Origin of the sequence: Desulfovibrio porci (assembly GCF_009696265.1) — a bacterium.
Classification (GTDB): Bacteria; Desulfobacterota; Desulfovibrionia; order Desulfovibrionales; family Desulfovibrionaceae; genus Desulfovibrio; species Desulfovibrio porci.
Map to the genome: position 1 here is coordinate 113,477 of NZ_VUMH01000002.1, position 22,023 is coordinate 135,499.

General features: G+C 64.0%; 20 protein-coding genes. 5 read left to right on the top strand and 15 right to left on the bottom strand.

What is annotated here, in order from left to right; translation table 11 throughout:
- Window positions 1–161 precede the first annotated feature (161 nt).
- The 8 genes from rpsO to FYJ44_RS02490 form a co-directional block, all read right to left on the bottom strand.
- Window positions 162–431, bottom strand: coding sequence for a 30S ribosomal protein S15 (gene rpsO, locus FYJ44_RS02455; protein WP_287704165.1), 270 nt, complete (start codon window positions 429–431; stop codon window positions 162–164).
- 25 nt (window positions 432–456) lie between these two features.
- Window positions 457–1,419: a tRNA pseudouridine(55) synthase TruB gene (truB, locus tag FYJ44_RS02460; RefSeq protein WP_154508833.1), complete on the bottom strand. Its 963-nt coding sequence runs from the start codon at window positions 1,417–1,419 to the stop codon at window positions 457–459.
- 45 nt (window positions 1,420–1,464) lie between these two features.
- Window positions 1,465–2,496 carry a DHH family phosphoesterase gene (locus tag FYJ44_RS02465; RefSeq protein WP_154508835.1) on the bottom strand — a complete coding sequence of 344 codons (1,032 nt, stop codon included), beginning with the start codon at window positions 2,494–2,496 and terminating at the stop codon, window positions 1,465–1,467.
- Complete coding sequence (locus FYJ44_RS02470) at window positions 2,483–2,773, bottom strand: DUF503 domain-containing protein (RefSeq protein ID WP_195840941.1); 291 nt, start codon at window positions 2,771–2,773, stop codon at window positions 2,483–2,485. Before FYJ44_RS02470 ends, FYJ44_RS02465 begins: the two co-directional genes overlap by 14 nt.
- A 360-nt stretch (window positions 2,774–3,133) precedes the next feature.
- Window positions 3,134–6,142 carry a translation initiation factor IF-2 gene (infB, locus tag FYJ44_RS02475; protein ID WP_154508839.1) on the bottom strand — a complete coding sequence of 1,003 codons (3,009 nt, stop codon included), beginning with the start codon at window positions 6,140–6,142 and terminating at the stop codon, window positions 3,134–3,136.
- Complete coding sequence (locus FYJ44_RS02480; protein ID WP_154508841.1) at window positions 6,135–6,464, bottom strand: YlxR family protein; 330 nt, start codon at window positions 6,462–6,464, stop codon at window positions 6,135–6,137. Before FYJ44_RS02480 ends, infB begins: the two co-directional genes overlap by 8 nt.
- A complete protein-coding gene (nusA, locus tag FYJ44_RS02485; RefSeq protein ID WP_154508843.1) occupies window positions 6,451–7,842 on the bottom strand; it encodes a transcription termination factor NusA in 1,392 nt (463 codons plus the stop codon). Before nusA ends, FYJ44_RS02480 begins: the two co-directional genes overlap by 14 nt.
- A gap of 38 nt (window positions 7,843–7,880) precedes the next feature.
- Window positions 7,881–8,582, bottom strand: coding sequence for a ribosome maturation factor RimP (locus FYJ44_RS02490; RefSeq protein ID WP_154508845.1), 702 nt, complete (start codon window positions 8,580–8,582; stop codon window positions 7,881–7,883).
- Between the two features lie 438 nt (window positions 8,583–9,020).
- Between FYJ44_RS02490 and FYJ44_RS02495 the strand changes: the two genes are divergently transcribed.
- Window positions 9,021–10,583 carry a methyl-accepting chemotaxis protein gene (locus FYJ44_RS02495; RefSeq protein ID WP_154508847.1) on the top strand — a complete coding sequence of 521 codons (1,563 nt, stop codon included), beginning with the start codon at window positions 9,021–9,023 and terminating at the stop codon, window positions 10,581–10,583.
- An 18-nt stretch (window positions 10,584–10,601) separates the two neighbouring features.
- Here FYJ44_RS02495 and mutY read toward each other — a convergent pair whose 3' ends face one another.
- Window positions 10,602–11,843 carry an A/G-specific adenine glycosylase gene (mutY, locus tag FYJ44_RS02500; protein WP_288230412.1) on the bottom strand — a complete coding sequence of 414 codons (1,242 nt, stop codon included), beginning with the start codon at window positions 11,841–11,843 and terminating at the stop codon, window positions 10,602–10,604.
- 110 nt (window positions 11,844–11,953) lie between these two features.
- On the opposite strand from mutY, the gene FYJ44_RS02505 reads away from it, so the two are divergent.
- Entirely contained in the window at window positions 11,954–12,460 is a 507-nt protein-coding gene (locus tag FYJ44_RS02505) for a peptidylprolyl isomerase (protein WP_154508849.1), read from the top strand.
- 206 nt (window positions 12,461–12,666) lie between these two features.
- The gene (locus tag FYJ44_RS02510; protein WP_154508851.1) at window positions 12,667–13,146 is read left to right on the top strand and encodes a DinB family protein; all 480 of its coding nucleotides are present in this window, start codon (window positions 12,667–12,669) and stop codon (window positions 13,144–13,146) included.
- 295 nt (window positions 13,147–13,441) lie between these two features.
- Here the strand turns inward: FYJ44_RS02510 and FYJ44_RS02515 are convergent, their stop codons facing one another.
- Complete coding sequence (locus tag FYJ44_RS02515; RefSeq protein ID WP_154508852.1) at window positions 13,442–13,903, bottom strand: nuclear transport factor 2 family protein; 462 nt, start codon at window positions 13,901–13,903, stop codon at window positions 13,442–13,444.
- A 229-nt stretch (window positions 13,904–14,132) separates the two neighbouring features.
- Between FYJ44_RS02515 and cysK the strand changes: the two genes are divergently transcribed.
- Window positions 14,133–15,050: a cysteine synthase A gene (cysK, locus tag FYJ44_RS02520; RefSeq protein WP_154508853.1), complete on the top strand. Its 918-nt coding sequence runs from the start codon at window positions 14,133–14,135 to the stop codon at window positions 15,048–15,050.
- 302 nt (window positions 15,051–15,352) lie between these two features.
- The gene (locus FYJ44_RS02525; protein WP_154508854.1) at window positions 15,353–16,291 is read left to right on the top strand and encodes a chemotaxis protein; all 939 of its coding nucleotides are present in this window, start codon (window positions 15,353–15,355) and stop codon (window positions 16,289–16,291) included.
- Window positions 16,292–16,357: 66 nt separating this feature from the next.
- Here FYJ44_RS02525 and FYJ44_RS02530 read toward each other — a convergent pair whose 3' ends face one another.
- From FYJ44_RS02530 to FYJ44_RS02550, 5 genes are read right to left on the bottom strand one after another with little or no spacing between them, the layout of a single operon-like run.
- A complete protein-coding gene (locus FYJ44_RS02530; protein ID WP_154508856.1) occupies window positions 16,358–17,632 on the bottom strand; it encodes a TRAP transporter large permease in 1,275 nt (424 codons plus the stop codon).
- Between the two features lie 36 nt (window positions 17,633–17,668).
- The gene (locus tag FYJ44_RS02535; RefSeq protein ID WP_154508857.1) at window positions 17,669–18,205 is read right to left on the bottom strand and encodes a TRAP transporter small permease; all 537 of its coding nucleotides are present in this window, start codon (window positions 18,203–18,205) and stop codon (window positions 17,669–17,671) included.
- 59 nt (window positions 18,206–18,264) lie between these two features.
- Window positions 18,265–19,308 (bottom strand): TRAP transporter substrate-binding protein, encoded by a 1,044-nt coding sequence (locus FYJ44_RS02540; RefSeq protein WP_154508859.1) that lies wholly within the window; start codon window positions 19,306–19,308, stop codon window positions 18,265–18,267.
- A gap of 25 nt (window positions 19,309–19,333) precedes the next feature.
- A complete protein-coding gene (locus tag FYJ44_RS02545; RefSeq protein ID WP_195840933.1) occupies window positions 19,334–20,149 on the bottom strand; it encodes an SDR family NAD(P)-dependent oxidoreductase in 816 nt (271 codons plus the stop codon).
- A gap of 10 nt (window positions 20,150–20,159) precedes the next feature.
- Window positions 20,160–21,869, bottom strand: a complete 1,710-nt coding sequence (locus tag FYJ44_RS02550) for a thiamine pyrophosphate-binding protein (RefSeq protein WP_154508863.1) — start codon at window positions 21,867–21,869, stop codon at window positions 20,160–20,162.
- Window positions 21,870–22,023 lie beyond the last annotated feature (154 nt).

The following is a 22,023-nucleotide window of genomic DNA, read 5'->3' on the forward strand; positions in this document are numbered from 1 at the left end:
CCCTGCCTGGTTTTCCCGGACCCCCCTTCTCTCGCGTTTATGCTCCCTCGGGAGCGTGTCGTCATGCCGCGCCGGTTTCTCCGGAGCATTTCAGAGCTGATCCGCTCCAGGGCCTGATGCGGCAAGGGGGAGTCCGGCGACTCCCCCTTTCAGCCAAAATCTTACTTGCGCAAGCCAAGTTTTTCAATAAGCGCACGGTAACGCTGAACATCTTTCTTTTTCAGATAGTTCAGGATCTTGCGGCGGTGACCCACCAGCTTGAGCAGGCCGGTACGGGAGTGGAAGTCTTTCTTGTGCACCTTGAAGTGGCCGGTCAGGCCTTCAATGCGCGCGGTGAGCAGCGCCACCTGGACTTCCGGGGAACCCGTGTCGCCTTCGTGCTTGGCGTGGGTTTCAATGACCGTTTTTTTCTGTTCCGCATCCATGACCACAGCAGTTCTCCTTGAGAGGATGAAGTTAGTTCCAAAGCCCCCGCAGCACGGCCCAACAGGACCCGCCCGGCGCGTCTTCGCGCCGCGCCAGAGCCAGGGCTTCGCCCCGGTCCAGCAACAGCGCCAGGCCTTCGTCCCGCGCCGTTATCCCGCTGTCCGGCGGCATCGGCGCGCAGGGCACGGCGATGCCGTTACGGACCCGCTGGGCCTGTTCCGGCGTGAGTTCCACCCTGGGCCAGTGCGGCAACGCCTCGGCAATGGGGCGCAGGCTGGCGGCCAGCAGGGCGGGATCAGCCATGAGGTCCCGCAGGTCGCGGGCCGCGTCAAGGCCGAAGGGGTGACTGTACTCCCGGGTCAGTTCCGTGAGCACGGCTCCGCACCCAAGTCGCATCCCCAAGCTGTGGGCCAGGGAGCGTATGTAGGTGCCGGAACTGCAAGCGACCCGAAAGCGCACAAACGGCAGGCTCACCTCGAGCGTGTCCGCTTGTGAAATTTCCATGCGTTTGACCTTGGCGGGAGCCGCCGCGCCCTTGCGGGCCAGCTTGTACAAGGGCTGGCCCTCATGCTTGGCCGCCGAATAGGACGGCACGAGCTGCTCGCGCGCTTCGCGCCAGAGGGCGATCTCGCGGCGCACGTCTTCCTCGCCGACATGCTGCCACGGAAGCTCGGTCAGCACCTGCCCCTGGCAGTCCCAGGTGTCCGTGGTTTGGCCCAGACGCAGAACGCCGCTGTAAACCTTGCCGCCGCCCGCCATCAGGTGTGAGGAGAGCTTGGTGGCCTGCCCCAGCAACACCAGCAGCACGCCCGACGCCAGAGGATCCAGCGTGCCGGCGTGGCCGATTTTTTTCTGCCCCAGACGCTTGAGCGCCGTCAGGCAACGGGCCGAAGTGGGGCCCGAAGGCTTGTTCAGCACCAGCACTCCGTGCAATTGCGGCAGTTGGGGCTGACGCGGCTGCGGCGCGGCGGCCGACGTTTCTTCATTGGTCATACGCAAGCCTGTAGCATAGCCGCAGAGCGATCTGAAGTCAAAATGTTATCGCGTTTCACCGGATAAACCGTCTTCTTTGGCCAGTTGGGCGTTGATGGCCGCCAGCAAAACTTCAGCGGCCTGTTCGGACCTCAGCCGCAGGGTGCCGCCCGCCGCGTTGAGATGCCCCCCCCCGCCCAGCGCGGCCGCCGTGGCGCGCACGTCCGTGTCGCCGTAGGAGCGCAGGCTGAACTTGCACAGCTGCGGCGCGTCTTCGCGCAGCAGGGCCGCCACCCGCACGCCTCCCAGGCGCCGCAGCTGTTCCACAAAGCCTTCCAGATCTTCCTTGAGAGCCCGGCATTGGCGCAGGTCCTCCAGGAGCACCGGGCAGAAGGCCACTTCGCCGTTGCGTTCCAGGCGCGCGCGTTCCATGAGTCTGCCCCAGAGGCGCATGCGACCCATGCTCCAGGTATTTTCGAGGCGTTCGCGCAGGCCGGTCAGGTCGCAGCCGTCCTCCACCAGACGCGCGCAGAGGGAAAAGATGTTCGCGCTGGTGTTGCCGTGGCAGAGGCCGCCCGTATCCGTGATGATGCCCAGGGCCACGGCGCAGGCCAGTTCGTTTTTCAGCGGCAAGCCTGCGGCCAGAGCGACGTATGCCATAAGCTGGGCCGTGGCCGCGGCCTCGGGGTCCACCCAGTTGGCCAGGCTGCCCATACCGTCCCCGCCCAGGTGGTGGTCGATGTTCAGACTGGTGAGACCGGGCAGGCGTTGGGCCAGTTCCCGGCCCAGGCGATGGGGTTCGCCGCAGTCCAGCAGCAGGGCGCAACGCGGCGTGAAGGGCAGATGTTCCAGGCTGGTGTGCACCGTGCCGGGCAGGGGAAAGAACTGGAGGTACTGCGGCAGGCCGGTGCTGCTGTAAAGAATGAATTCCTTGCCCAGGGAGCGCAGGATATGCCCGGCCGCGGCCAGGGAACCCACGGCGTCGCCGTCGGGATTGACATGGCCGGACACCAGAACGCGGTCCACGTCCCGCAGGGCGGCGGCCATGCGGCACGCGCCGTCGCGGAAGTGCGCTGGAATCAGTTCAGTCTGCGGCATAAATCTCTACCTGGCTGTCGACCATTTCCTCGGGGCAGACCGCTTCCATCATCAGGGCGCATTTGTCCATGCGGCTGCGGAGGTGGGTTTCGCTGTTGGAAATGGAGGCCACGGCGAGACGCAGGCGGGTGAGGCTGTCCTCGGTGCCGGCCTCGGCGATGGCCACGTTGAATTTGTTGCGGGTTTTTTGCTTCAGGCTGTTGGCGACGCGGCGCTTGGCCTTGAGATTGTCGTTGCCGTCCAGGCTGAATTCGACGGTCAGGACCGCCATGAACATGGGCATAGGGATTATTCTGCTTTTTTGCCGGTGATTGTGCGCCTGCTGTGGGTGAATGGGTTTGTCATCCGCGTGATGTTTTTTGCGCCCTTCGGGCAAAGGTTTTCCGTCACGCTGACGATGGGCCGCTTCCAGCGCGGGCAGGAGCCGGGGGGCTTGCAACCTCTTCCCCCTGCGTGCGTAACATGTCGACGCGGCGGCAATGTCCAGAGGCGATGTGAAGTCACGAACGAATCCCGCTTTACACTGCCCCCGTATACGGTTCAACGGGTTGACGAGAGGAATGCAAAGGGGGGAGTGCCGGGGACTTCGCCCCTCCGGCTCCTCCCCCCTCGACGTCCGCGCGGGCGTCAAATCCTGTTACAGCGTGGCGGCTTCTTCCACGGTCTCGAAGGCTTCGATAATGTCGCCTATCTTGACGTCGTTGAAGTTCTCCAGGCCCACGCCGCACTCATTGCCCTTGACCACTTCCTTGGCGTCATCCTTGAAGCGCTTGAGCGACGAGATTTTGCCGGTGTACACCACCACGCCGTCGCGCAGCAGCCGCACCCCCGCATTGCGGGCGATCTTGCCGTCCGCCACATAGGAACCGGCGATGACGCCCACCTTGGGCACGCTGAAGGTGTCGCGCACCTCGGCCTGGCCCAGATAGACCTCACGCTGCACCGGGGCCAGCAGACCGGCCATGGCGCTCTTGATGTCGTCTATCAGCTTGTAGATAATGTCGTAGAAGCGGATGTCCACATTCTCGTGTTCGGCCACATCCTTGATCTTGGACGTGGGCCGCACGTTGAAGCCGATGATGATGGCCTTGGAGGCCGACGCCAGCAGAATATCGGATTCGGTGATGGCGCCGGTGCCGCCGTGCACCACGTTGAGGCGCACCTTGTCCGTGCTCTGCTTGTTCAGAGCCTCGGTAATGGCTTCCAGGCTGCCCTGCACGTCGGCCTTGACCACCAGGTTGAGGGTCAGGGTTTCCTGATCCGAGGCCCGCTGGGAGAGGAAGGTTTCCAGTGTGACCCTGGACTCGGAGGCCAGATCGCGTTCGCGCTGCTTGGCCGCGCGGGAATCGGCGATGCGGCGGGCCAGCTTTTCGTCGGCCACCACAAAGAATTCCTCGCCCGCTTCGGGCACGCCCTCAAAACCCTGTACTTCCACAGGCAGGGACGGCCCGGCTTCCTTGACTTTTTTGCCCTGGTCGCTGGTCAGGGCGCGCACGCGGCCCGAGAAGGGTCCGCAGACGAAGTTGTCGCCCTGCTTGAGCGTGCCTTCCTGGATCAGAACTGTGGCGATGGGGCCGCGTCCCTTGTCCAGTTTGGCTTCCACGATATGGCCGCGCGCGGCTTTGTCCGGGTTGGCCTTGAGCTCCATGATTTCCGATTGCAGAGCCACCATTTCCAGCAGTTCGTCCAGTCCCTCGCGGGTCTTGGCCGAAACCTTGGCCACAATGGTTTCGCCGCCCCAGTCTTCGGGCTGCAGGCCCAGCTCGGACAGTTCACGCAGCACGCGGTCCGGGTCGGCGCCGGGCTTGTCCATCTTGTTCACGGCCACCATGATGGGCACGTTGGCCGCGCGCGAGTGGTTGATGGCCTCGCGGGTCTGCTCCATGACGCCGTCGTCGGCGGCCACCACCAGGATGACCAGGTCCGTGACCTGCGCGCCTCGCGCCCGCATGGCTGTGAAGGCCTCGTGCCCGGGCGTGTCCAGAAAGACGATGTCGCCGCGCTTGCTTTTCACATGATAGGCGCCGATGTGCTGGGTGATGCCGCCCGCTTCGCCGCTGGTCACGTTGGACTTGCGGATGGCGTCCAGCAGCGAGGTTTTGCCGTGGTCCACGTGACCCATGATGGTCACCACCGGCGGACGCGGCTTGAGCGTTTCGGGCGCGTCGGCATCCTTGGGCACCAGATAGTCGTCCTCGGAGAAGCCGGCCTTTTCCACTTCATAGCCGAATTCGGCGGCCACCAGAGTGGCGGTGTCGATGTCCAGCGACTGGTTGATGGTGGCCATCACGCCCAGACCGAAGAGCACCTTGATGATCTCGTTGGCCTTGAGGCCCATCTGATGGGCCATGTCCGCCACGCGGATGGCTTCCGTGACGCGGATCTTGCGCTTGGCGGCCTTCAGGGGCTGCGTGGTCTGGGGCATCACGGGCTTGCCGCCCTTGCGGCGCCCCTTGCCCCGGTTCAGACGCGGCGAATCGTCGTCGTCCTGGCGGCGGCCGAAATCGCCCTGCTGGAAATCCACGGTACGGCGGCCCTTGAGGCGCTTTTTCTTGCTCTGACCGTCGCGGCCTTCAGTGGGCTGGGCGGGCGCGGGCTGGCCGAAGCCGCCGGGCCTGCCGGGACCACCGGTACGGGGGCCGCCGGGACCCGCCGGTCTGCCGGGAGCGCCGGGCCTGGCCGGAGCTCCGGGACGGGGCGAGCGCGGGCCCTCGCCGGGACGGCCGGGACCGCCGGGGCGGTAGCCGGACGCGGGACGCGCGGCGGGACGGCTGTCCTGCGAACCGGGCGCGGGACGCGAAATGATCCGCACCTGGGGCGCGGCGGGTTCGGAGCGGGAAGTGCGGCGCGGCGCGGCCTCAGCGGCGTCGGTCGCGTCAGAGGCGGAATCATCCGCCTGCCCGGTCTCGGCATGGGGGTCGGCCGCGCGCGGGGGCAGGGTCGGCGCGGAAGAACCTTCGGGAACGGCGGAAGCGTCGGGACGGGCCAGACGGGAAGTTTTGGCGCTTTTTTCCGGGGCGTCGGCGGGGGGTATGCCGGCCGGGGCCTCGGGAGCGACCGCGTTTTCTTCCGTAATGGGGGCGGCCGAAACCACAGGTTCGGCCGCCGCGACAGGCTCGGCGGCGCGCGCGGCTTCGTCGCCGGGGCGGCTGATGACGCGCGCGGCGGCCACCACGCGGGCGGTTTTCTGCGGCTTGGGCGCGGAGGCCTCCGCATCTGTCGGCGCGGGCGCGTCGGCGTCCTTGGGTTCGACAGGCCTGGCCGCGACGCTTTCCGCCGCGTCGGCTTCGGCTGCCGGGCCTTCGGCTTTGGCCGAACTCTCGGCGACCGCGGGCGCGCTTTCCGCTTCGGGCCGGGCCGCCGGAGCGGCTTCGGCCTCGGGAGCTTTCGCTTCGGGCGCGGGAGCGGCCTCGGCGTCCTTGCGGCGGCGGCGCACGATGACATTGGGCTGGACCTCCGTGCGCTCCACTCCGCCCTGCTTCTGTCCGGCGAAATGGCCGCGCAGGCGGGCCGCGTCCTCCACGGACACGGAACCGGCCGTACTCTTGGCCGGCAGGCCAAGCTCACGCAGAGCGCGCAGCATGTCTTTGGACTGCACGTCGAGCTCTCCGGCGAGATCTTTTATCTTAATTTTTTCTTCAGGCATGTTTACCCCCCTTATCAAGGCTGTCGCCAGCCGTACCGCGCGTTCCGCGTTTGACGGCCGCGCCGCGCCGTGCACCGGGCCTGTATTTGGCGAATTTCTGTTCGCAGACAGGATCGGAACACACATACCAGCCCCTGCCCGGTCTGGTTTTTTCCGCGTCAATACTCAAATTTCCCTGCGCTGTCAGCACGTGGCGGTTCAGCTCGGCCTTGGCGAAGCGGCGGCGGCAGATCACGCACATCCGCACCGGCCCCTGCGGTGTTTCCGGCCTTTCCCGGCCGTCCGCGCCGCCCGATCCCGCGACGGCCTTATTTTTCGGCATCGGCGCTCCCGGCGTCTTCCGTGGTTTCCGGCATGGTCTCCGGCGCAGCTTCAGGCTCAGTGCCGGTCTGAACTTCGTTCTCTTCCGCCTTGTCGTCGGTCCGGCCCAGTTCCACAGCCGAGGATTCGGGCGTGCTTTCCACCACCGGAGCCAGGAAGTTGATGGCCGAGCGCAGATCCGAAATGCGCGAAGCGCTGATGGTCAGCTTGTCGGCCAGTTCCTCGTCGCTGGCTTCACGCAGCGCGTCCAGCGAGGAATAACCCGCTTCCAGCAGGGCCTCAATGGAAACTTCCGCCACGCTGGCCACCTGCTCCAGGCCGTGCCCGATGGCGTTGGCCTCGTTGTAGCGGGTTTCGGTGAAGATATCGACCTTCCAGCCCAGCAGGCGCGCGGCCAGCTTGACGTTCTGGCCCTTGCGGCCGATGGCGTTGGTGAGCTGGTCGTCGGGCACGATGACTTCCAGGAGGTTTTCCTCCTCGTCCACCACGATGCGCGAAACCAGGGCCGGGGCCAGGGCGTTGCGGGCGTAGGTGGCGATTTCCGGACTCCAGACCACAATATCGATGCGCTCGCCGCGCAGTTCCTGTACAATATTCTGGATGCGCGAACCGCGCACGCCCACGCAGGCGCCCACCGGGTCCACGTCCCGCTCGCGCGAGAGCACGGCCACCTTGGCGCGGGAACCGGGATCGCGGGCCACGCCCATGATCTGCACCACGCCGTCGTCCACCTCCGGCACTTCCCGGCGGAACAGGGCGGCCATGTAGTCGCGGTGCGCGCGGGAGATGACCACCTGCGGGCCGCGTCCTTCCTTGCGCACTTCGATGATCAGGGCCTGCACGCGGTCGCCGCGTTTGTAATGCTCGCGCGGAATCTGCTCCTCGCGGGGCAGAATGGCCTCGGTGCGGCCCAGGTTGACCACCCAGCCGCCCTTGTCGCGGCGCTGGATGATGCCGGAGACGATTTCGCCCACGCGGTCCTTGTATTCCTCGTAAATAATTTCCTGCTCGGCGTCGCGCATGCGCTGGATGATGACCTGCTTGGCGGACTGGGCCGCGATGCGCCCCAGATCCTCCACCTTGACCCGGAAGCCCATTTCGTCGTCCAGCTGCACGGAGGGATCATGTTCGCGGGCGTCGGCCAGGGCGATCTGGGTGTCCTCATTGGCCACGTCGTCGTCTTCCACCACGATTTTGAACTGATAGACCTCAATGTCGCCGGTGTCGTCATTATAGGTCACTTCCACGTCCATATCCTCGCTGAAGCGGCGCAGCACCGAAGTGCGCACGGCGTCTTCCAGCGTGTCGATGAGCATGTCGCGGTCAAGGCCCTTGTCCTTGCTGATCTGGTCAATGGCCTTTTTGAGTTCAAGATTCATGTCTGCCTCCGGCTGCCGCGCGTGGCGGCGTAAAATCGCTATTTGGCTTCAGGTGACGTCCCGCCGGGAGTGTTGCGGGAACCTTTTCCGGGAGCCTTTTCCGGCTTTTTCCCCGGTCCCTTTCCTGGCCCTTTCCCTGGCTTGACCGGCTGACGGAAAATATACATGCGGCTGGCCCGGCGCACTTCCGTCCAGGGCAGGCGCACGGGGGGCAAAGCCTCGGGGCTGACCTCGCCCTCGGCCGAAACCACGACGGGCTCCAGCACAAAGGCGTCCGCCTCCACGGCGGCGAGTCTGCCGCGCCAGAGACGGCGGGGGGCCGCCCCGGACTCCGCGCCGCCTTCGGGCGCGAGAGGCGCGTGCAGCCGCGCCTCCACCACGTCGCCCAGATAGGGACGCATCTGCTCCAGGCTGAAAAAAAGACGCGTGAGGCCCGGCGTGGACACTTCCAGCACGTAGGCCGAGGGCACGGCGTCCTCCACCTCCAGGGCCAGCCCCAAATGGCGGGAAATTTCCTCGCACTGGCCGATGCTGGCCGAGGCGGGGCTTTCGATCTTTTCTCCGCCGGGAGTGACGGCCTGGGTGGGATCTTCAGGCCCGCACGCAGGCACGTCCACAAAGAGACGCACCGCCATGCGGCCGCTCTGGGCCACTTCCACGCCCCAGATGACCAGGCCCAGAGCGCGGACCACGGGTTCGGCCAGGCGGATGACGGTTTCTTTGAGGGCGGCTTCGCTCATAATTTCCTTAAAAAAGCAACGACGACGCGGGGTTCTGACTGGTCCGCATCCCGTCGTGGGGACAAAAAAAAGGGGGCCTATTCAGGCCACCCCGTTGTGAACATACGTCCTGCATCAGGATGTGACGGTTCGCGCCGGAACGCAAACCATCTTGAATTCGGTTGACTTAACTCAGGCTGCAAATGTTGTCAAGCGGCGAATCTGATTGCGATCCAAATAAAAAGCCGCCTGCTTTTATTCCGGATCGTACGCGTGAAAATGCTTCTTCCGTCTCGCGCGTGTCGGGCCGGTCTGATGTTTGCCGCTGATTTTCAGAGATAAAACAGTAAAATAAAGCTTTTCAGCTATGGAGGGCCTAAAAGAAATCCGATATCAGTCGTTAAGACTCGTGCAAGTGGGAAGTTTGGGTTGCGCGTGTCCGGGAACCAGGGAGGAAATATGGGGCTTTTTCGAAAATTTTCGGCGAGTTGCATTCTTGCGACTGTGGCTGCTGCGGTTTTGGCCTGGGCCGTGACGGCGGCTTTCTCCGGCGGTCAGGGCGGCGCTGCGCTGGTAGGGGCTGTGGCGGCGGCCGTATTTACAGCCTGCGGCCTGGGCTTGGCAGCGCGTTTTATTTTTCTGCGTCCGTTGACGGCGGTGGAGCAAGGCTTGCGCGATCTGGCCGAGGGACGGCTGACGGCGGCCCGGCCCTCTTTGGACAGAGACCTGCCCGGCATCCAGGCGGCCCTGGACGCGGCGCTGGGCGCGCTGAAATTTGAACGCGGCCTGTCGCGCGGCGTGTTTCAGGGGCTGCCCATGCCCTACCTGCTGGTGGACACGCAGGAGCGCACCACCAGCACCAACCAGGCCTGCCTGGACATGCTGGAAATCGACGACAGCGTGGAATCCTGCCTGGGCAAGACCCTGGCGGAGCTTTTTTATAATGATCCCAAGCGCGAAACAGCGGTGGGCAAGAGCATCCGCAACGGCGAATATTTCCGCAACCTGGATCTCGTCATCACCGGCCACCGGGGCCGGGGCATCAATGTGCTGGCCAATATCTTTCCCATTTACGACGAGGACAAGACCTGCATCGGCGGGCTCTGTCTCTATGTGGACATGACAGCCCTGAAACAGGCCGAGCGGGCCATTACGGACAAGAATGAGCGCATGGCCGTGGCGGCGCAGTCGCTGGAAGAGGCGGTGGGCAGGCTTTCCGGCATTTCCGGCGGCCTGTCGCGCGGTATTCAGCAGTCGGACAGCGGCGCGGCCATGTCCGCCGAACGCCTGTCCGAAGCGGCCGCGGCCATGAATGAAATGAACGCCACGGTGCAGGAAGTGGCCAGAAACGCCGAGGCCGCCTCGGGCGCGTCCGCGTTGACCAGGGAAAAAGCCGAAGCGGGCGCGCAGGTGGTGGAAAAGGCCGTGCGCAGCATCAAACGGGTGCACGAGGTTTCCCTGGCGCTCAGGCAGGACATGGGCCAGCTGGATGAGCACGCCCGGGCCATCAGCCGGATCATGGGCGTGATTTCCGACATCGCGGACCAGACCAATCTGCTGGCGCTGAATGCGGCCATTGAGGCGGCGCGCGCCGGCGACGCCGGACGCGGCTTCGCGGTGGTGGCCGACGAGGTGCGCAATCTGGCCGAAAAAACCATGACGTCCACCCATGACGTGGGCGAAGCCATCAAGGCCATTCAGGAAAGCACGGCCAAGAGCATGGACTCCGTGGACAACGCCGTGAGCCAGATCGAACAGGCCACGGATCTGGCGGGGCAGTCCGGCCAGGCTCTGGAAGAAATCGTCAGCACCGTGGAAAACACGGCCGGTCAGGTCAGCGCCATTGCGGCGGCCAGCGAACAGCAGTCCGCGGCCAGCGAGGAGATCAACCGCTCCATTGCGGAAGTCAACGGCGTGGCAGCCGACACGGCGCAGTCCATGCGCGAGGCCCACGAGGAAATGGCCCGGCTGGTGGAACTGACCGGCACTCTGGAAGAGCTGATGGCCCGGCTCAAGGAATAAGCCGGCCGCCCGTCGGGCTTACGCGCCCGGCAGACGCCGTGGAGCGTCGGCGGCGAAAATCCGGTCCGCCAGCTTGCGGTGGGCCGCGGGCATGGCCAGATCTTCCAACTCCCGGGGCGGGGCCCAGCGCCAGGCGCTGGCCGCCGTGAGCACCGGCGGGTCCGGAGCTTCCTCCAAATCGCCGTCCGCGCCCGCCAGGCTGAGGGCGAAGCAGTGCAGGGTGATTTTATAGGTGGTGTAGCCGTGGCGGATGATGCCGTATTTGCTGTCCACCGCCACGGCAAAGCCGGTTTCTTCTTCAAATTCGCGCACGACGGCGGCTTCCGGGCTTTCACCCGGCTCCACCCGCCCGCCGGGGAATTCCCAGAGATTGCCCCAGACGCCGGAGGCCAGGCGCTTCTGCACGAAAATCCGGTCCTTGCGGCGCAGCACGCCCGTAACCACTTCAATGGGCGTGATGGGGGTTCGCTTGCCGGGCACCGGACGCTGATCCACAATGCCCAGATGCAGGCTGATGCAGAAGGCGGCCAGAGGGCAGGCCCCGCAACGCGGTTTTTTGCCGCAAACCAGCGCCCCCAGCTCCATCATGGCCTGATTGTGCTCGCGGGCCTTGCCCTCGGGCACCAGGCGCAGAGCCCAGGCCCGCACGGCCGAGGCCGCCGGTTCCTGCTTGACCGGCGTATCCAGATCAAAGACGCGGGCCACCACCCGTTCCACATTGGCGTCCACGCAGGGCAGTTTTTCGCCGAAGGCGATGCTGGCGATGGCCCCGGCCGTATATGGTCCCACGCCGGGCAGTGCGCGGATGTCCTCCAGTGCGGCGGGAAAAACGCCTCCATGCCTGTCCATGATCCGCCGGGCGGCGGCCAGCACGTGGCGGGCGCGTGAATAATAGCCCAGACCTTCCCAGAGGCGCAGCACTTCCTCCTCGGAGGCGGCGGCCAGCGCGGCCACGTCCGGAAAGCGGGCCATCCAGCGTGTGAAATAGCTCACGCCGCGCTCCATCTGGGTCTGCTGGAGCATGACCTCGGAAATCCAGACCTCATAGGGCGTGTAGTTGACGCGCCAGGGCAGGGGCCGCTGGTGCGCCGCGAACCAGGCCAGCAGCGCCTGCTGCAACTGCGGCAGATGCGCCTCGGGCGGCAGATGGCGGGGCGGGGCGGATGCGGAGGACGCGGACGCAAGGCCGGGCAGGGTTGCCGGTACGGCCCGGGACGGCGTTTTGCCGCCCCGCATGGAGGATTTTGCTGTTCTGGGCATGGGCCGCAGTGTATACCCCGCTCCCGGCATTGTCATCCGGCCCGGCCTGGCCTATATTTCAGACACGGCCCGCGCCGGGCCGGAATATTCCCTATTTTTAAGGAGCAGGCATGGCTAATCCCACCGTGTTGCTGGAAACTTCGTCCGGCGATATTCTGATCGAACTTTTCCAGGACAAGGCCCCCAAAACCGTCGCCAACTTTTTGCAGTATGTGGACGACGGCTTTTATGAAAATACCATCTTCCACCGTGTGATCCCCGGCTTCATGATCCAGGGCGGCGGTCTGGGCGCGCGCATGGACGAAAAGGCCACCCGTGAGGCTGTGGAGAACGAGGCCGACAACGGCCTGAAAAACGAGCGCGGCGCCGTCGCCATGGCCCGCACCCGTGATCCGCACAGCGCCACGGCCCAGTTTTTCATCAATCTGGTGGACAACGACTTCCTGGATCACAGCCGGCCCGACCTGGACGGCTGGGGCTACTGCGTGTTCGGCAAAGTCACTGAAGGCATGGATGTGGTGGACAAGATCGCCAAGGTCAAGACCAAGAGCATGGGCATGCATGAAAACGTGCCTGTGGACATGGTGCTGATCACCGGCGCGAGCCGCTTTGAATAGAGCTGTTCCACATGTGTGGGCCGCTCTGGCGGCGTGAGCGGCCGAAGGCTGCCCGCCGGATCTCTTCAGCCGCTCGCTGGTCAAGCAAGCGCTGCGGATGGGAGCGCGGATGGACCGTGCTCCCGCCTTAGAGTGGGGGCGGCGCATGTTTTGAAACCGGGAACGGTTTCAAAACGGATCCGTTCCGGAAACAGAAGGAGGCGCGTATGGCGCGCGAAATCGTGACGGCGGCCCAGGGACCTTTTCTGCATGCCTGGGGCTTGCTGAATGCTTATGTGGACGCCTGTCCGGACGAAATCTGGGCAGAGAAGAACGGCGGCTGGCCCGTCTGGCAGCAGATCGCGCATGCGGTCATGGTGCTGGATTTCTTCGTGCTCGGCGAAAAGGATCCGCTGTTGCCCGCGCCCTGCGACATGGACGTGCTGATGCTCAAAACCCAGGGCGCCCCGGCGCTGGGCAAGGCGGCCCTGCGGGAATACGCGGCCGCGGTCAAAACCCGCGTGGACGCCTGGATCGCCGGGCTTGAGGACGCGGACCTGGCCGGAACCAATACCGCGCTGAGCGCCAAACTGGGTCGTGAGACGTCGTATGCGGCGACGCTGGTCATGCTGGCCTCGCACACCGACTATCATATCGGTTCCTGCGATGCGGCATTGCGGGATCATGGCTTGCCGGGAGTCTTTTAAAACTCTTGTGACGGCTTGAGCGCCACCGGTTGCGTGAGAAACAAAAAGTCCGCCGTTGCCGGAAGGCAGCGGCGGACGAGGCTGTTGACAAGGTCGGCAGCCCCGAAAATCAGAAGCAGGTCGCAGCTTTGCTGCGCCGCTAAGCGACTGATTTTCGTGCTTTTCCGCCCGGCGAGTTTTCTTGGAAACGAGCCGACGGCGGCGCAAACGCCGCGAAGCGGGGTTTGCCATCATGCGAAAGTCCGCCGTTGCCGGAAGGCAGCGGCGGACCGTAGTGTTTCAGCGGCAAGCGGTCTTACTTGATCCTGCAGTTGCCGTCCTTGCAGTCGTCGCTGGGTTCCACGGGCGTGGCCTGGAAGAGCGCCACCTGCTCCTTGCCGTTATTGTTGGCAAGCACCATGGTGAAGCGCATCAGGCCCTGCGGCAGAGCCGGCACGGCCGTTCCCTTGAAGTAGCCGTTGGCCGTGAGCAATCTGGTATTGCCGACCTTCGTTTCGCGCACATTGGTGAGCGTCAGGCGGTCCACGACCAGATCCTTGTTTTTAATGCTGGTGATGAAGTTTTCCTTGTCCTGGATATGGCCGTTGGAGCTGACGTGCCAGTAGTTGGGCGCCAGCAGTTTTTCCAGGGCCGATACGTCGCCGGTCATCACGGCTTCGGTATACAAAGCCACGGTATCGACTTTGGCGTGCGCCACGCCGCCGGCGAGACAAAGAGCCAGGGCCAGAAGAAGCGGCACCAACTGTACAAATTTCATGACATTTCCTCCATAAAATCAAAGGCTTGTTGCCGGGCAACGCCCGGCTCCGCGCCAATGGGACGCTTTCTTTACGGCGAGTCGTCACAACTGTCAAGAGGGCGGCGGAACTATTTGCCAAGCGGCACGCTTTCCTCTACCTTATATCTAAGTAAAATATGTAAAAAGTAAATGCCGGCGACGCTTCCGGAGCCGGATTTATTCAAGCGCACACGTGAGGCACACAGTTATGTTGACCACTGTTTTGCAGACTATCGGCAATACGCCCCTGCTCCGCCTTGACCTCTCCCGCGACCTGCCGGGCACGGTCTGGCTGAAGCTGGAAAACCGCAATCCCGGCGGCTCCATCAAGGACCGCGTGGCTTTTCATATGATTGAACGCGCTCTGTCGCGGGGCGAACTGAAGCCCGGCGGCGTGCTGGTGGAGGCCACCAGCGGCAATATGGGCATCGGCATGGCCCTGGTGGCCGCCGTGCGCGGCCTGCGCTGCGTGCTGGCCATGCCCGAATCCATGAGTCTGGAGCGCCGCAATTTACTCAAGGCTCTGGGCGCGGAACTCAGACTCACGCCCGCGGACAAGGGCATGGGCGGGGCCGTGCAGGAGGCGCGGCGCATCGCCGAGGCCACCGGCGGGCTTATCCTGGGCCAGTTCACCAATCCCGAGGCCGTGGAGGCCCACTATCAGAGCACCGGGCCGGAAATTTACAAGGACAGCGTCGGGAAAATGGACGTCCTGGTGGCCGGCGTGGGTTCGGGCTCGTCCATCACCGGCGCGGGCCGTTTCCTGAAAGAGAATCTCCCCGGCTTCAGGGTTATGGCCGTGGAACCCAAGGATTCGCCCGTGCTCTCCGGCGGCAAACCCGGGGCGCATCTGATCCAGGGCATCGGGGCGGGTTTCGTGCCGGAAATTCTGGACCGCTCCCTGCTGGACGAGATCATTCCGGTCGACGGGCAGGCGGCCATCGCCACGGCCCGCAAGCTCATGCGCGTTGAGGGCGTCTGTACGGGCATCTCCACCGGGGCCAACGTGCTGGCCGCGCTGGACGTGGCGGCCCGGCCCGAAATGCGGGACAGGAACATCGTCACCTTTGCCTGCGATACCGGCGAGCGCTATATGTCCACGGCCCTGTTCCGGAATCAGGATTGAGTTGTTACAGACATGCGGGCGGCGGTCCGGCTTCTTTGCCGGTCCGCCGCTAATCTTTTCCGGCGACCGGCCGATAAGAAAACTCAACGGTACAGGCAGGCGCGCCGGATGTTTTTCCCGCCGGAGCGGCATCCGGAATGCTTTTATGCGATTTTCAAATAAAAACGGCATGATTCCTGTTTTTATTTATCGGCGGCGGCGCGAACGCGGTCGCGCCTGACCTTCGAAATGTAAAACATTCAGACGCGGCATCCCTGTCGCGATTACTCATCCGCGCGGCGTCCCCCGCACATGGAGCAGCTATGGCGCAGACCAATATTTTGCTGGAAACCGGCACCAATGAGCTGGAAATCGTGGAGTTTTACGTCAATCAGGACGGCTACGAAGCCCATTACGGCCTGAATGTGGCCAAAGTGGTGGAAATCGGGCGGCGGCAGACAGTCACCGCCATGCCGGAAATGCGCCATAAAGCCCTGCTGGGGGCCTTTCCCCACCGTAACGGCCGCATCGTGCCTCTCATTGACATGGCCCAGTTTCTGGGCAGCGGTCCCATCACCAACGAAGACGCCAAAGTCATCGTCACCGAGTTCAACACGGTCTGCACGGGCTTTCTGGTCTCGGGCGTCAACCGCATCTACCGCCTGAGCTGGACGGATGTGGAAGCGCCGGGCAATTTTTTGCAGAACGTCAGCCGCAGTTCGGTGACCGGCGTGGTGCGTCTGGAGGAGCGGGTCATCTTCCTGCTGGACCTGGAGGCTATCGTGGCCGAGTTGCATCCGGCCATGGCCATCAGCTTTGACGGCACGGCCGCGGACACCGACGGCAAAACCTACAATGTCCTGCATGTGGACGATTCCAGCAGCATCCGTTCCCTGGTGCTGGAGCTGCTCTCCAAGGAGGGCCGCTTCAACCTGACGCAGCGCGTCAACGGCCAGGAGGCCTGGGATTACCTGCAGGAGATACGTGCCCGCAGCGAGGAGGAGGGCAAGCCCATTTCCTCCTACGTACAGGGCATCATCAGCGATATTGAAATGCCTTCCATGGACGGCTTGGCCCTCTGCAAGCGGATCAAGGAAGACCCGGTGCTGAAGCGGGTGCCTGTGGCCATCTTCTCTTCCATGATCAATGAAAGCCTGGCTCGCAAATGCGCCAGCGTGGGCGCGGACGCCCAGTACACCAAGCCGGACCTCAAGGCCCTCTCGGTGAAACTGCACGACCTGATCACCAAGGCCTGGGGCTAAGCCAAGCGTTTCCGTTCGGCCTGTTGCGCCCCGCCGCCGGAGTTTTTTCCGGCGGCGGGGCGTTTTTTAGTTCAGGAGCAGCAGAGAGAGTTTCGGCACGACCGCCAGCACGGCCAGCGCCAGAAGCATGGCCAACAGAAAGGGCAGTACGGCCAGGCTGAGTTTTTCAATGCTCATCTTACTGATGCCACAGGCCACGAAGAGGTTCACGCCCACCGGCGGAGTCAGAAAACCCAGGGCCGCCGAAGTGATCAGCACGATGCCGAAATGCACCGGATCAATGCCCGCGCTTTTGATGACCGGGAACATCAGCGGGGCCAGAATGATGATGTTCGCCAGGGCCTCCATGAATGTTCCGGCAATGAGCATGATGGCGATGATCACGGTCAGCAGCAGATACTTGTTGTGCGCCACACCGGTCAGCAGGCCGCTCACCGCGTCCGGCACGTTATAGATCAGCAGTAGCTGGCCCAGGGCGCAGGCCACGCACATGATGATGAAAATAGAGGCGTTGGTGACGGTCGCGTCCTTGAGTATCCGCCAGGTTTTGTCCCAGGTCAGGGCGCGTAGCAGCAGGCCTTCCACCGTAAAGGCATAGAGCACGGCCACGGCCCCGGCTTCGGTGGGCGTGAAGATGCCGCCGTAAATGCCGCCCAGCACGATGACCGGCACCAGCAGGGCGTGCTTGGCTTCCCACGCGGCGCGCAGAGTTTCGCGCCGCGCGGCCTTGCGGGTGACCACGTTGATGCCGCGCCGCCGTACCAGAATCCAGGCCGTGAGCATCAGAACCAGGCCCACGAAAATACCCGGCAGAATGCCCGCGATGAACAGGTCGCTCACCGATACGCCCACGGTGGTGCCGTAGATGATCAGGGGCACGCTGGGCGGGATCATCACGCCCAGGCAGCCCGCTGAGGTGTTCACGGCGGCGGAAAAATCGCACGGGTAACCCTCCTTTTCCATGGCCGGGATCATGATGCCGCCCACGGCGGCCACTGTGGCCGGGCTGGAGCCGGACAGCGCACCGTAGAACATGCAGGTCAGAATGCTCACGTGGGCCATGCCGCCGGTGATGTGTCCCACTAGGCAGCGGGAGACGCGCAGCAGCGCGTCGGCCATGCTGCCTTTCTGCATGATTTCCCCGGCCAGAATGAACAGGGGCACGGCCAGCAGCGGAAAACTGTCCAGGGAGGAAAAAACCTTTTGCATCATGAATTCCGGCGGCAGATCGCCCGCGATCATGCCAACCATGACGCCGAGTCCCAGGGCAGCGGCAATGGGCACGCTCAGGATCAGCAACAGAACAATGGTCGCGGCCGTCAGAATGATAGGGAGTTCCATAGGGCCCTCACAGCGGATGCGAAAAAGGGGAAAGCGTCACCAGGAATTGGACATCTCGGTCATGACGTCTTTTTTGTCGAACTTTCCGGCGGTGTTTCCGGCGTTTCGGCCACGTAGCCCGCGCAACGCCGCCATCGTGTGCTTCACCGTGCGCAGGAACATACAGGTCATGCCCAGGGGAACCGCCAGATAGAGTACGTACATGGGCATGCTCATGGAGGCGGCCACCTGCTCGGATTGGGCCACAAAGAGGACCATTTGCGCACCCCAGACCGTCATAACGGCGCAGAACAGCAGGGTGAACGCTGCGGAAACGATGGTCAGCGCGAACTGCACGCGCGGCCCGAAGCTGTACTTGCAGACGCTGATTTCCAGATGACGGCCTTCTTGGGCGGCGAGGCTCGCGCCTAGAAAAACGGCGCAGATAAAGGCGTAGCGGGCCACTTCCTCGGGCCATTCCAGGGCATGGTCCAGCGCATAGCGGAAAAAGACCTGCACGGCGATGCAGAGGAACATGACCACCAGGGCGGCTACGGCCGCGCAGCCTTCCAGTCCGGCGTGGAATTTCGGCATGGCGTCCTCCGGGAAGGCGGCCCCGTCGCGCGGGCGGGGCCGCCCCGGTCGTTCATTTTTTATTGATAATCGGCGGGTTGCAGTTCCGGCGGGTAGAGGCCCGCGTTCCTGATGGTCGTGATGACGCTTTGCACCAGTTCAGCGGGCACGGCCTTGCGGAATTCCAGGGGCACGGGGTGGGCGGCGTCCATCCAGCGGCGCAGTTCCTGCGGGGGCAGCTCGATAATCTCCATGCCCTGCTCGCTCTTCAGGCGCACGATAAAATCGTGCTCATTGGCGCGGCTTCTGGCCCGCTCAAAGGCAATGGCTTCATCCATGACCGTTTTGATCAGGGCCTGTTCCCCGGCGGAAAGGCTTTTCCAGAAACGTTTGGAGATCAGCACCAGATGCGGAGTGTAAAAATGGCGGCTGAGGGTCAGGTAGCGGGTGATTTCCGGAAAGCGCCAGAACCAGCCCAAGTTGAGGTCCACGTCAATGCCGTCAATGGTTTTCTGCTGCAGGGCCGTGTAGACCTCGCCCCAGGCCATGGGCGTGGGACTCATGCCCAGGGAGCGCAGGATGGCGATATGGGCCTTGGAGGGGGTGGCGCGGATTTTCAGGCCTTTGTTGTTGGCCAGGGAGCGCACAGGTCGGATGCTGAAGACCTGTCGGAAACCCAGCTCCATGTAGCCCAGGCCCAGACAGCCGTTCTTTTCCAGACCGGCGGCCAGCGTCTTGCCGATGGGACCGTCCAGGATCAGGTCCGCCGCTTTGTAGCTGGGGATCAGGTAGGGCATGTCAAAAAGCATCAGGCGCGGATCAAAGACCGAGAAATTGCTGGTGGATTCCGCTCCGATCTGCAATACGCCCATTTGCAGGCCCTGGACGATGGATTCCGGATTGCCGAATTTGCCGGAGCCGATGAGCTCCACCTTGAATGCGCCATTGGAGCGGACTTCCAGTTCCTTTTTGAACAGGGCGAAGGCCTGCCCCTGCGGATGCTCGGGAAAATTGGTGAAGGCGATCTTGATGACCTTCGGCCCGGCCTGGACCGCCGGACAGGTCAAGCCCACAGCCAGTACGGCCAGACACAGGGCGGTGAACAGACTGAAAATCCGTTTCATGTTCGACTCCTTTATGGGGTTCGCATCACGCTTCCACAAGCTGGCCGCCGCAGACGTTGAAGGCCTGCCCCGTGATGAAGGACGAAGCCTCGGAGGCCAGGAAGGCGGCCAGGCCGGCCACGTCCTCCGGGTAGCCCAGCCTGGAGGACGGAATATCCCCGGCGATTTGCCGCATGCGTTCCTCGGGGGGAATTTTCAGGGCCGAGGCCTCCTGGGCGTAACGTCGGCGGTTGAGGTCGGTCAGGATCTGGCCGGGACAGATGGCGTTGGCGCGTAGGCCCCTGGGGCCGTATTCCACGGCCAGGCATTTAGTCAGCATGATCAGCGCGGCCTTACTCACGGAATAGGCGCTGCGCTGCGGCAGAGGGCGCTTGCCCGCGCGCGAGGCCATATTGATGATCACGCCGCCGTCGGCCAGCAGGGGCAGAAAGGCCCGGACCATGCGGAAGGGCCCGAAGAGGTTGACTTCCATAACCGCGCGCCAGCGCTCCGGCTCCGCTTCGCCCAGCGGGGCCGGGGGCGGCATGACGCCCGCGTTGTTGACCAGGACGCGCAGCCCCGGGGCCAGGCGGCGAACCCGGTCCACGGATTGCTCTACGCACAGCGGCCCGTCCGGCGCGCTGAGGTCCAGTTCAAGGGGCCAGGCCCGCGTCCCGCACTCTCGGCGCAGGGCCGCGACGCAGCCGTGCAGGCTGTCTCCCGTCTCGTCGCCGGGCAGATCGGCCAGGATGCAGTCCATCCCGCTGGCCGCCAGGCTGCGGGCAATACTGAAGCCAATGCCCGTGGGGCGTCCGGCGCCGGTGATCAGAGCGGTTTTACCCTTGAGATCGGGATACAACATGGCTCTATCCTCATTCGATCTTGTAGGCTCCGAGTTGGCCCAGGGCGATGCTGGCCGGGCTGATGACCGTGGGGTCCACCATGACATTGACGCAGGACACGGTATTGGCGGCAAAGGCCGCTTCAATGGCCGGGCGGATGTCCTGCGGGCGTTCCACGTAAAAGCCCTTGCCTCCGGCGGCCTCCACCATCTTGTCGTAGGGCGTGGGCCCCAGCCAGGTCACGGAATCCAGGGTGTAGCCCAGGCGCAGTTGCTGGCTGTGCCGGATCATGCCCCAACTCTGGTCGTTGGCCACCACGATGACCAGGGGCAAACCCTTGCGCAGGGCCGTGGTCACTTCCATGAAGTTGAAACCGAAGGAGCCGTCGCCGGTGACCAGCATGACCCGGCTTTCCGGATAGACCAGACGGGCGGCGATAGCGTCCGCGATGCCGCCGCCGATACACCAATACTGTCCGTGATCCAGAAGCCTGTAGGGCTTGCGAATCGTGCGCCCGATATGCACCCAGGTCAGGGTGTCGCCGCCGTCGGCCAGCACCACGTCGTCGTCGCGGTCCATGAAGTTGTCCACCTCTTGCATCAGCCGTTGCGGATGGATGGGCACGGTGTCGCTGGTCTGCATGGGCAGCATGGCCTCGGCGCAACGCTGCTGCTCCGCGCGCAACTCCTCCAGCCATGGCGCATAGCGGTGGCCCAGGCCTTTCGGTCCCACCCCGGAGAGACCCAGAGCGTCCAGACGGCTGTTGGCCAGTTCCAGAAAGGCGCGCACGTCGCTGACCACAGGCAGGTCAATGGCCCGGTTGCGGCCCAGTTCCTCTCCGGCCACGTCCACCTGGATCAGTGCGGCGTCCTTGTTGTAGGCGGCTCCGAAAAAGTGATTGAGGCTGATGCGATTGCCCAGAATCAGGGCCAAGTCTGTTTCCGCATACGCCTTTTTGGCTGTCAGCGGGCGGTGTGGCCCGGCCAGACCGAAGCAGAGCGGGTGCAGGTCCGAGACAAGGCCGCGCCCCATATTGCAGGTAAAGACCGGGATGCCGCATTTTTCCACAAAGACGCGCAGTTCTTCCCCGGCCCTGGCGTAACCGGCACCGCTGCCCGCCACCACAATGGGGCGTTCGGCTTCACGCAGAAGAGCGATGGTTTCCTCTACGCCGCGTGGGTCTACAGGCCGGGACTCCAGCACAGTCCTATGCCAGGCGCACTCCCCGTCGGGCATGACCTTGCCCAGTATGTCGCAGGGCAGTTCCAGAAAAACCGGACCGGGCCGTCCGGCCAGGGTCATGCGAAAGGCCGTTTCCACGTATTCGGCCACCCGTTCGGTCTGTGTGCAGACATAGGCCGCCTTGACGATGGGCGCGGCAATAGCCGCCTGGGGCGCGTCCTGAAGGTCCATCTTGTCCCGGTAGTCCGTGCCCGAGGCCCCCGCGATGACCAGCAGGGGCGTGCAGTTGGTGGCCGCCTGCTGCAGGGGAGAAATGCAGTTGGTGAAGCCCGGTCCGGCGGTGAGCATGGCTACGCCCGGCTTGCCCGTCATACGGGCGTAGGCGTCGGCCATGAAGGTGGCCGCCTGCTCGTGGCGCGTGTCCACCAGGCGGACCGGACTCTTTTCTAGAATCTGATGGATGTGATTGAGATGTCCGCCGGTGAGGGTGAACACAAATTCCACGCCCAGTTCGATCAGGGCGCGCGCGGCGGCTTCGCCTCCATTGGCAGCTTGCATGATGTTCTCCTTTGCTGGGATCGCGACGTGGCGGCGCGGGAAACGCCCGCTCTGCCGTGAGGAGAGCAAGGATTGTGCCTTTATGGAAAGTCGAGGTGATGCTGTTACATTTTAGGGGATTGCTGAAAAGGACTGTGCGGAGCGATCCATGTCT

Excerpts from the sequence above, each read along its gene's own strand:
- truB (WP_154508833.1), bottom strand. The coding sequence starts at position 1,419 with ATGACCAATGAAGAAACGTCGGCCGCCGCGCCGCAGCCGCGTCAGCCC.
- FYJ44_RS02465 (WP_154508835.1), bottom strand. The coding sequence starts at position 2,496 with ATGCCGCAGACTGAACTGATTCCAGCGCACTTCCGCGACGGCGCGTGC.
- FYJ44_RS02470 (WP_195840941.1), bottom strand. The coding sequence starts at position 2,773 with ATGTTCATGGCGGTCCTGACCGTCGAATTCAGCCTGGACGGCAACGAC.
- infB (WP_154508839.1), bottom strand. The coding sequence starts at position 6,142 with ATGCCTGAAGAAAAAATTAAGATAAAAGATCTCGCCGGAGAGCTCGAC.
- FYJ44_RS02480 (WP_154508841.1), bottom strand. The coding sequence starts at position 6,464 with ATGCCGAAAAATAAGGCCGTCGCGGGATCGGGCGGCGCGGACGGCCGG.
- nusA (WP_154508843.1), bottom strand. The coding sequence starts at position 7,842 with ATGAATCTTGAACTCAAAAAGGCCATTGACCAGATCAGCAAGGACAAG.
- FYJ44_RS02490 (WP_154508845.1), bottom strand. The coding sequence starts at position 8,582 with ATGAGCGAAGCCGCCCTCAAAGAAACCGTCATCCGCCTGGCCGAACCC.
- FYJ44_RS02495 (WP_154508847.1), top strand. The coding sequence starts at position 9,021 with ATGGGGCTTTTTCGAAAATTTTCGGCGAGTTGCATTCTTGCGACTGTG.
- mutY (WP_288230412.1), bottom strand. The coding sequence starts at position 11,843 with ATGCCCAGAACAGCAAAATCCTCCATGCGGGGCGGCAAAACGCCGTCC.
- FYJ44_RS02505 (WP_154508849.1), top strand. The coding sequence starts at position 11,954 with ATGGCTAATCCCACCGTGTTGCTGGAAACTTCGTCCGGCGATATTCTG.
- FYJ44_RS02510 (WP_154508851.1), top strand. The coding sequence starts at position 12,667 with ATGGCGCGCGAAATCGTGACGGCGGCCCAGGGACCTTTTCTGCATGCC.
- FYJ44_RS02515 (WP_154508852.1), bottom strand. The coding sequence starts at position 13,903 with ATGAAATTTGTACAGTTGGTGCCGCTTCTTCTGGCCCTGGCTCTTTGT.
- cysK (WP_154508853.1), top strand. The coding sequence starts at position 14,133 with ATGTTGACCACTGTTTTGCAGACTATCGGCAATACGCCCCTGCTCCGC.
- FYJ44_RS02525 (WP_154508854.1), top strand. The coding sequence starts at position 15,353 with ATGGCGCAGACCAATATTTTGCTGGAAACCGGCACCAATGAGCTGGAA.
- FYJ44_RS02530 (WP_154508856.1), bottom strand. The coding sequence starts at position 17,632 with ATGGAACTCCCTATCATTCTGACGGCCGCGACCATTGTTCTGTTGCTG.
- FYJ44_RS02535 (WP_154508857.1), bottom strand. The coding sequence starts at position 18,205 with ATGCCGAAATTCCACGCCGGACTGGAAGGCTGCGCGGCCGTAGCCGCC.
- FYJ44_RS02540 (WP_154508859.1), bottom strand. The coding sequence starts at position 19,308 with ATGAAACGGATTTTCAGTCTGTTCACCGCCCTGTGTCTGGCCGTACTG.
- FYJ44_RS02545 (WP_195840933.1), bottom strand. The coding sequence starts at position 20,149 with ATGTTGTATCCCGATCTCAAGGGTAAAACCGCTCTGATCACCGGCGCC.
- FYJ44_RS02550 (WP_154508863.1), bottom strand. The coding sequence starts at position 21,869 with ATGCAAGCTGCCAATGGAGGCGAAGCCGCCGCGCGCGCCCTGATCGAA.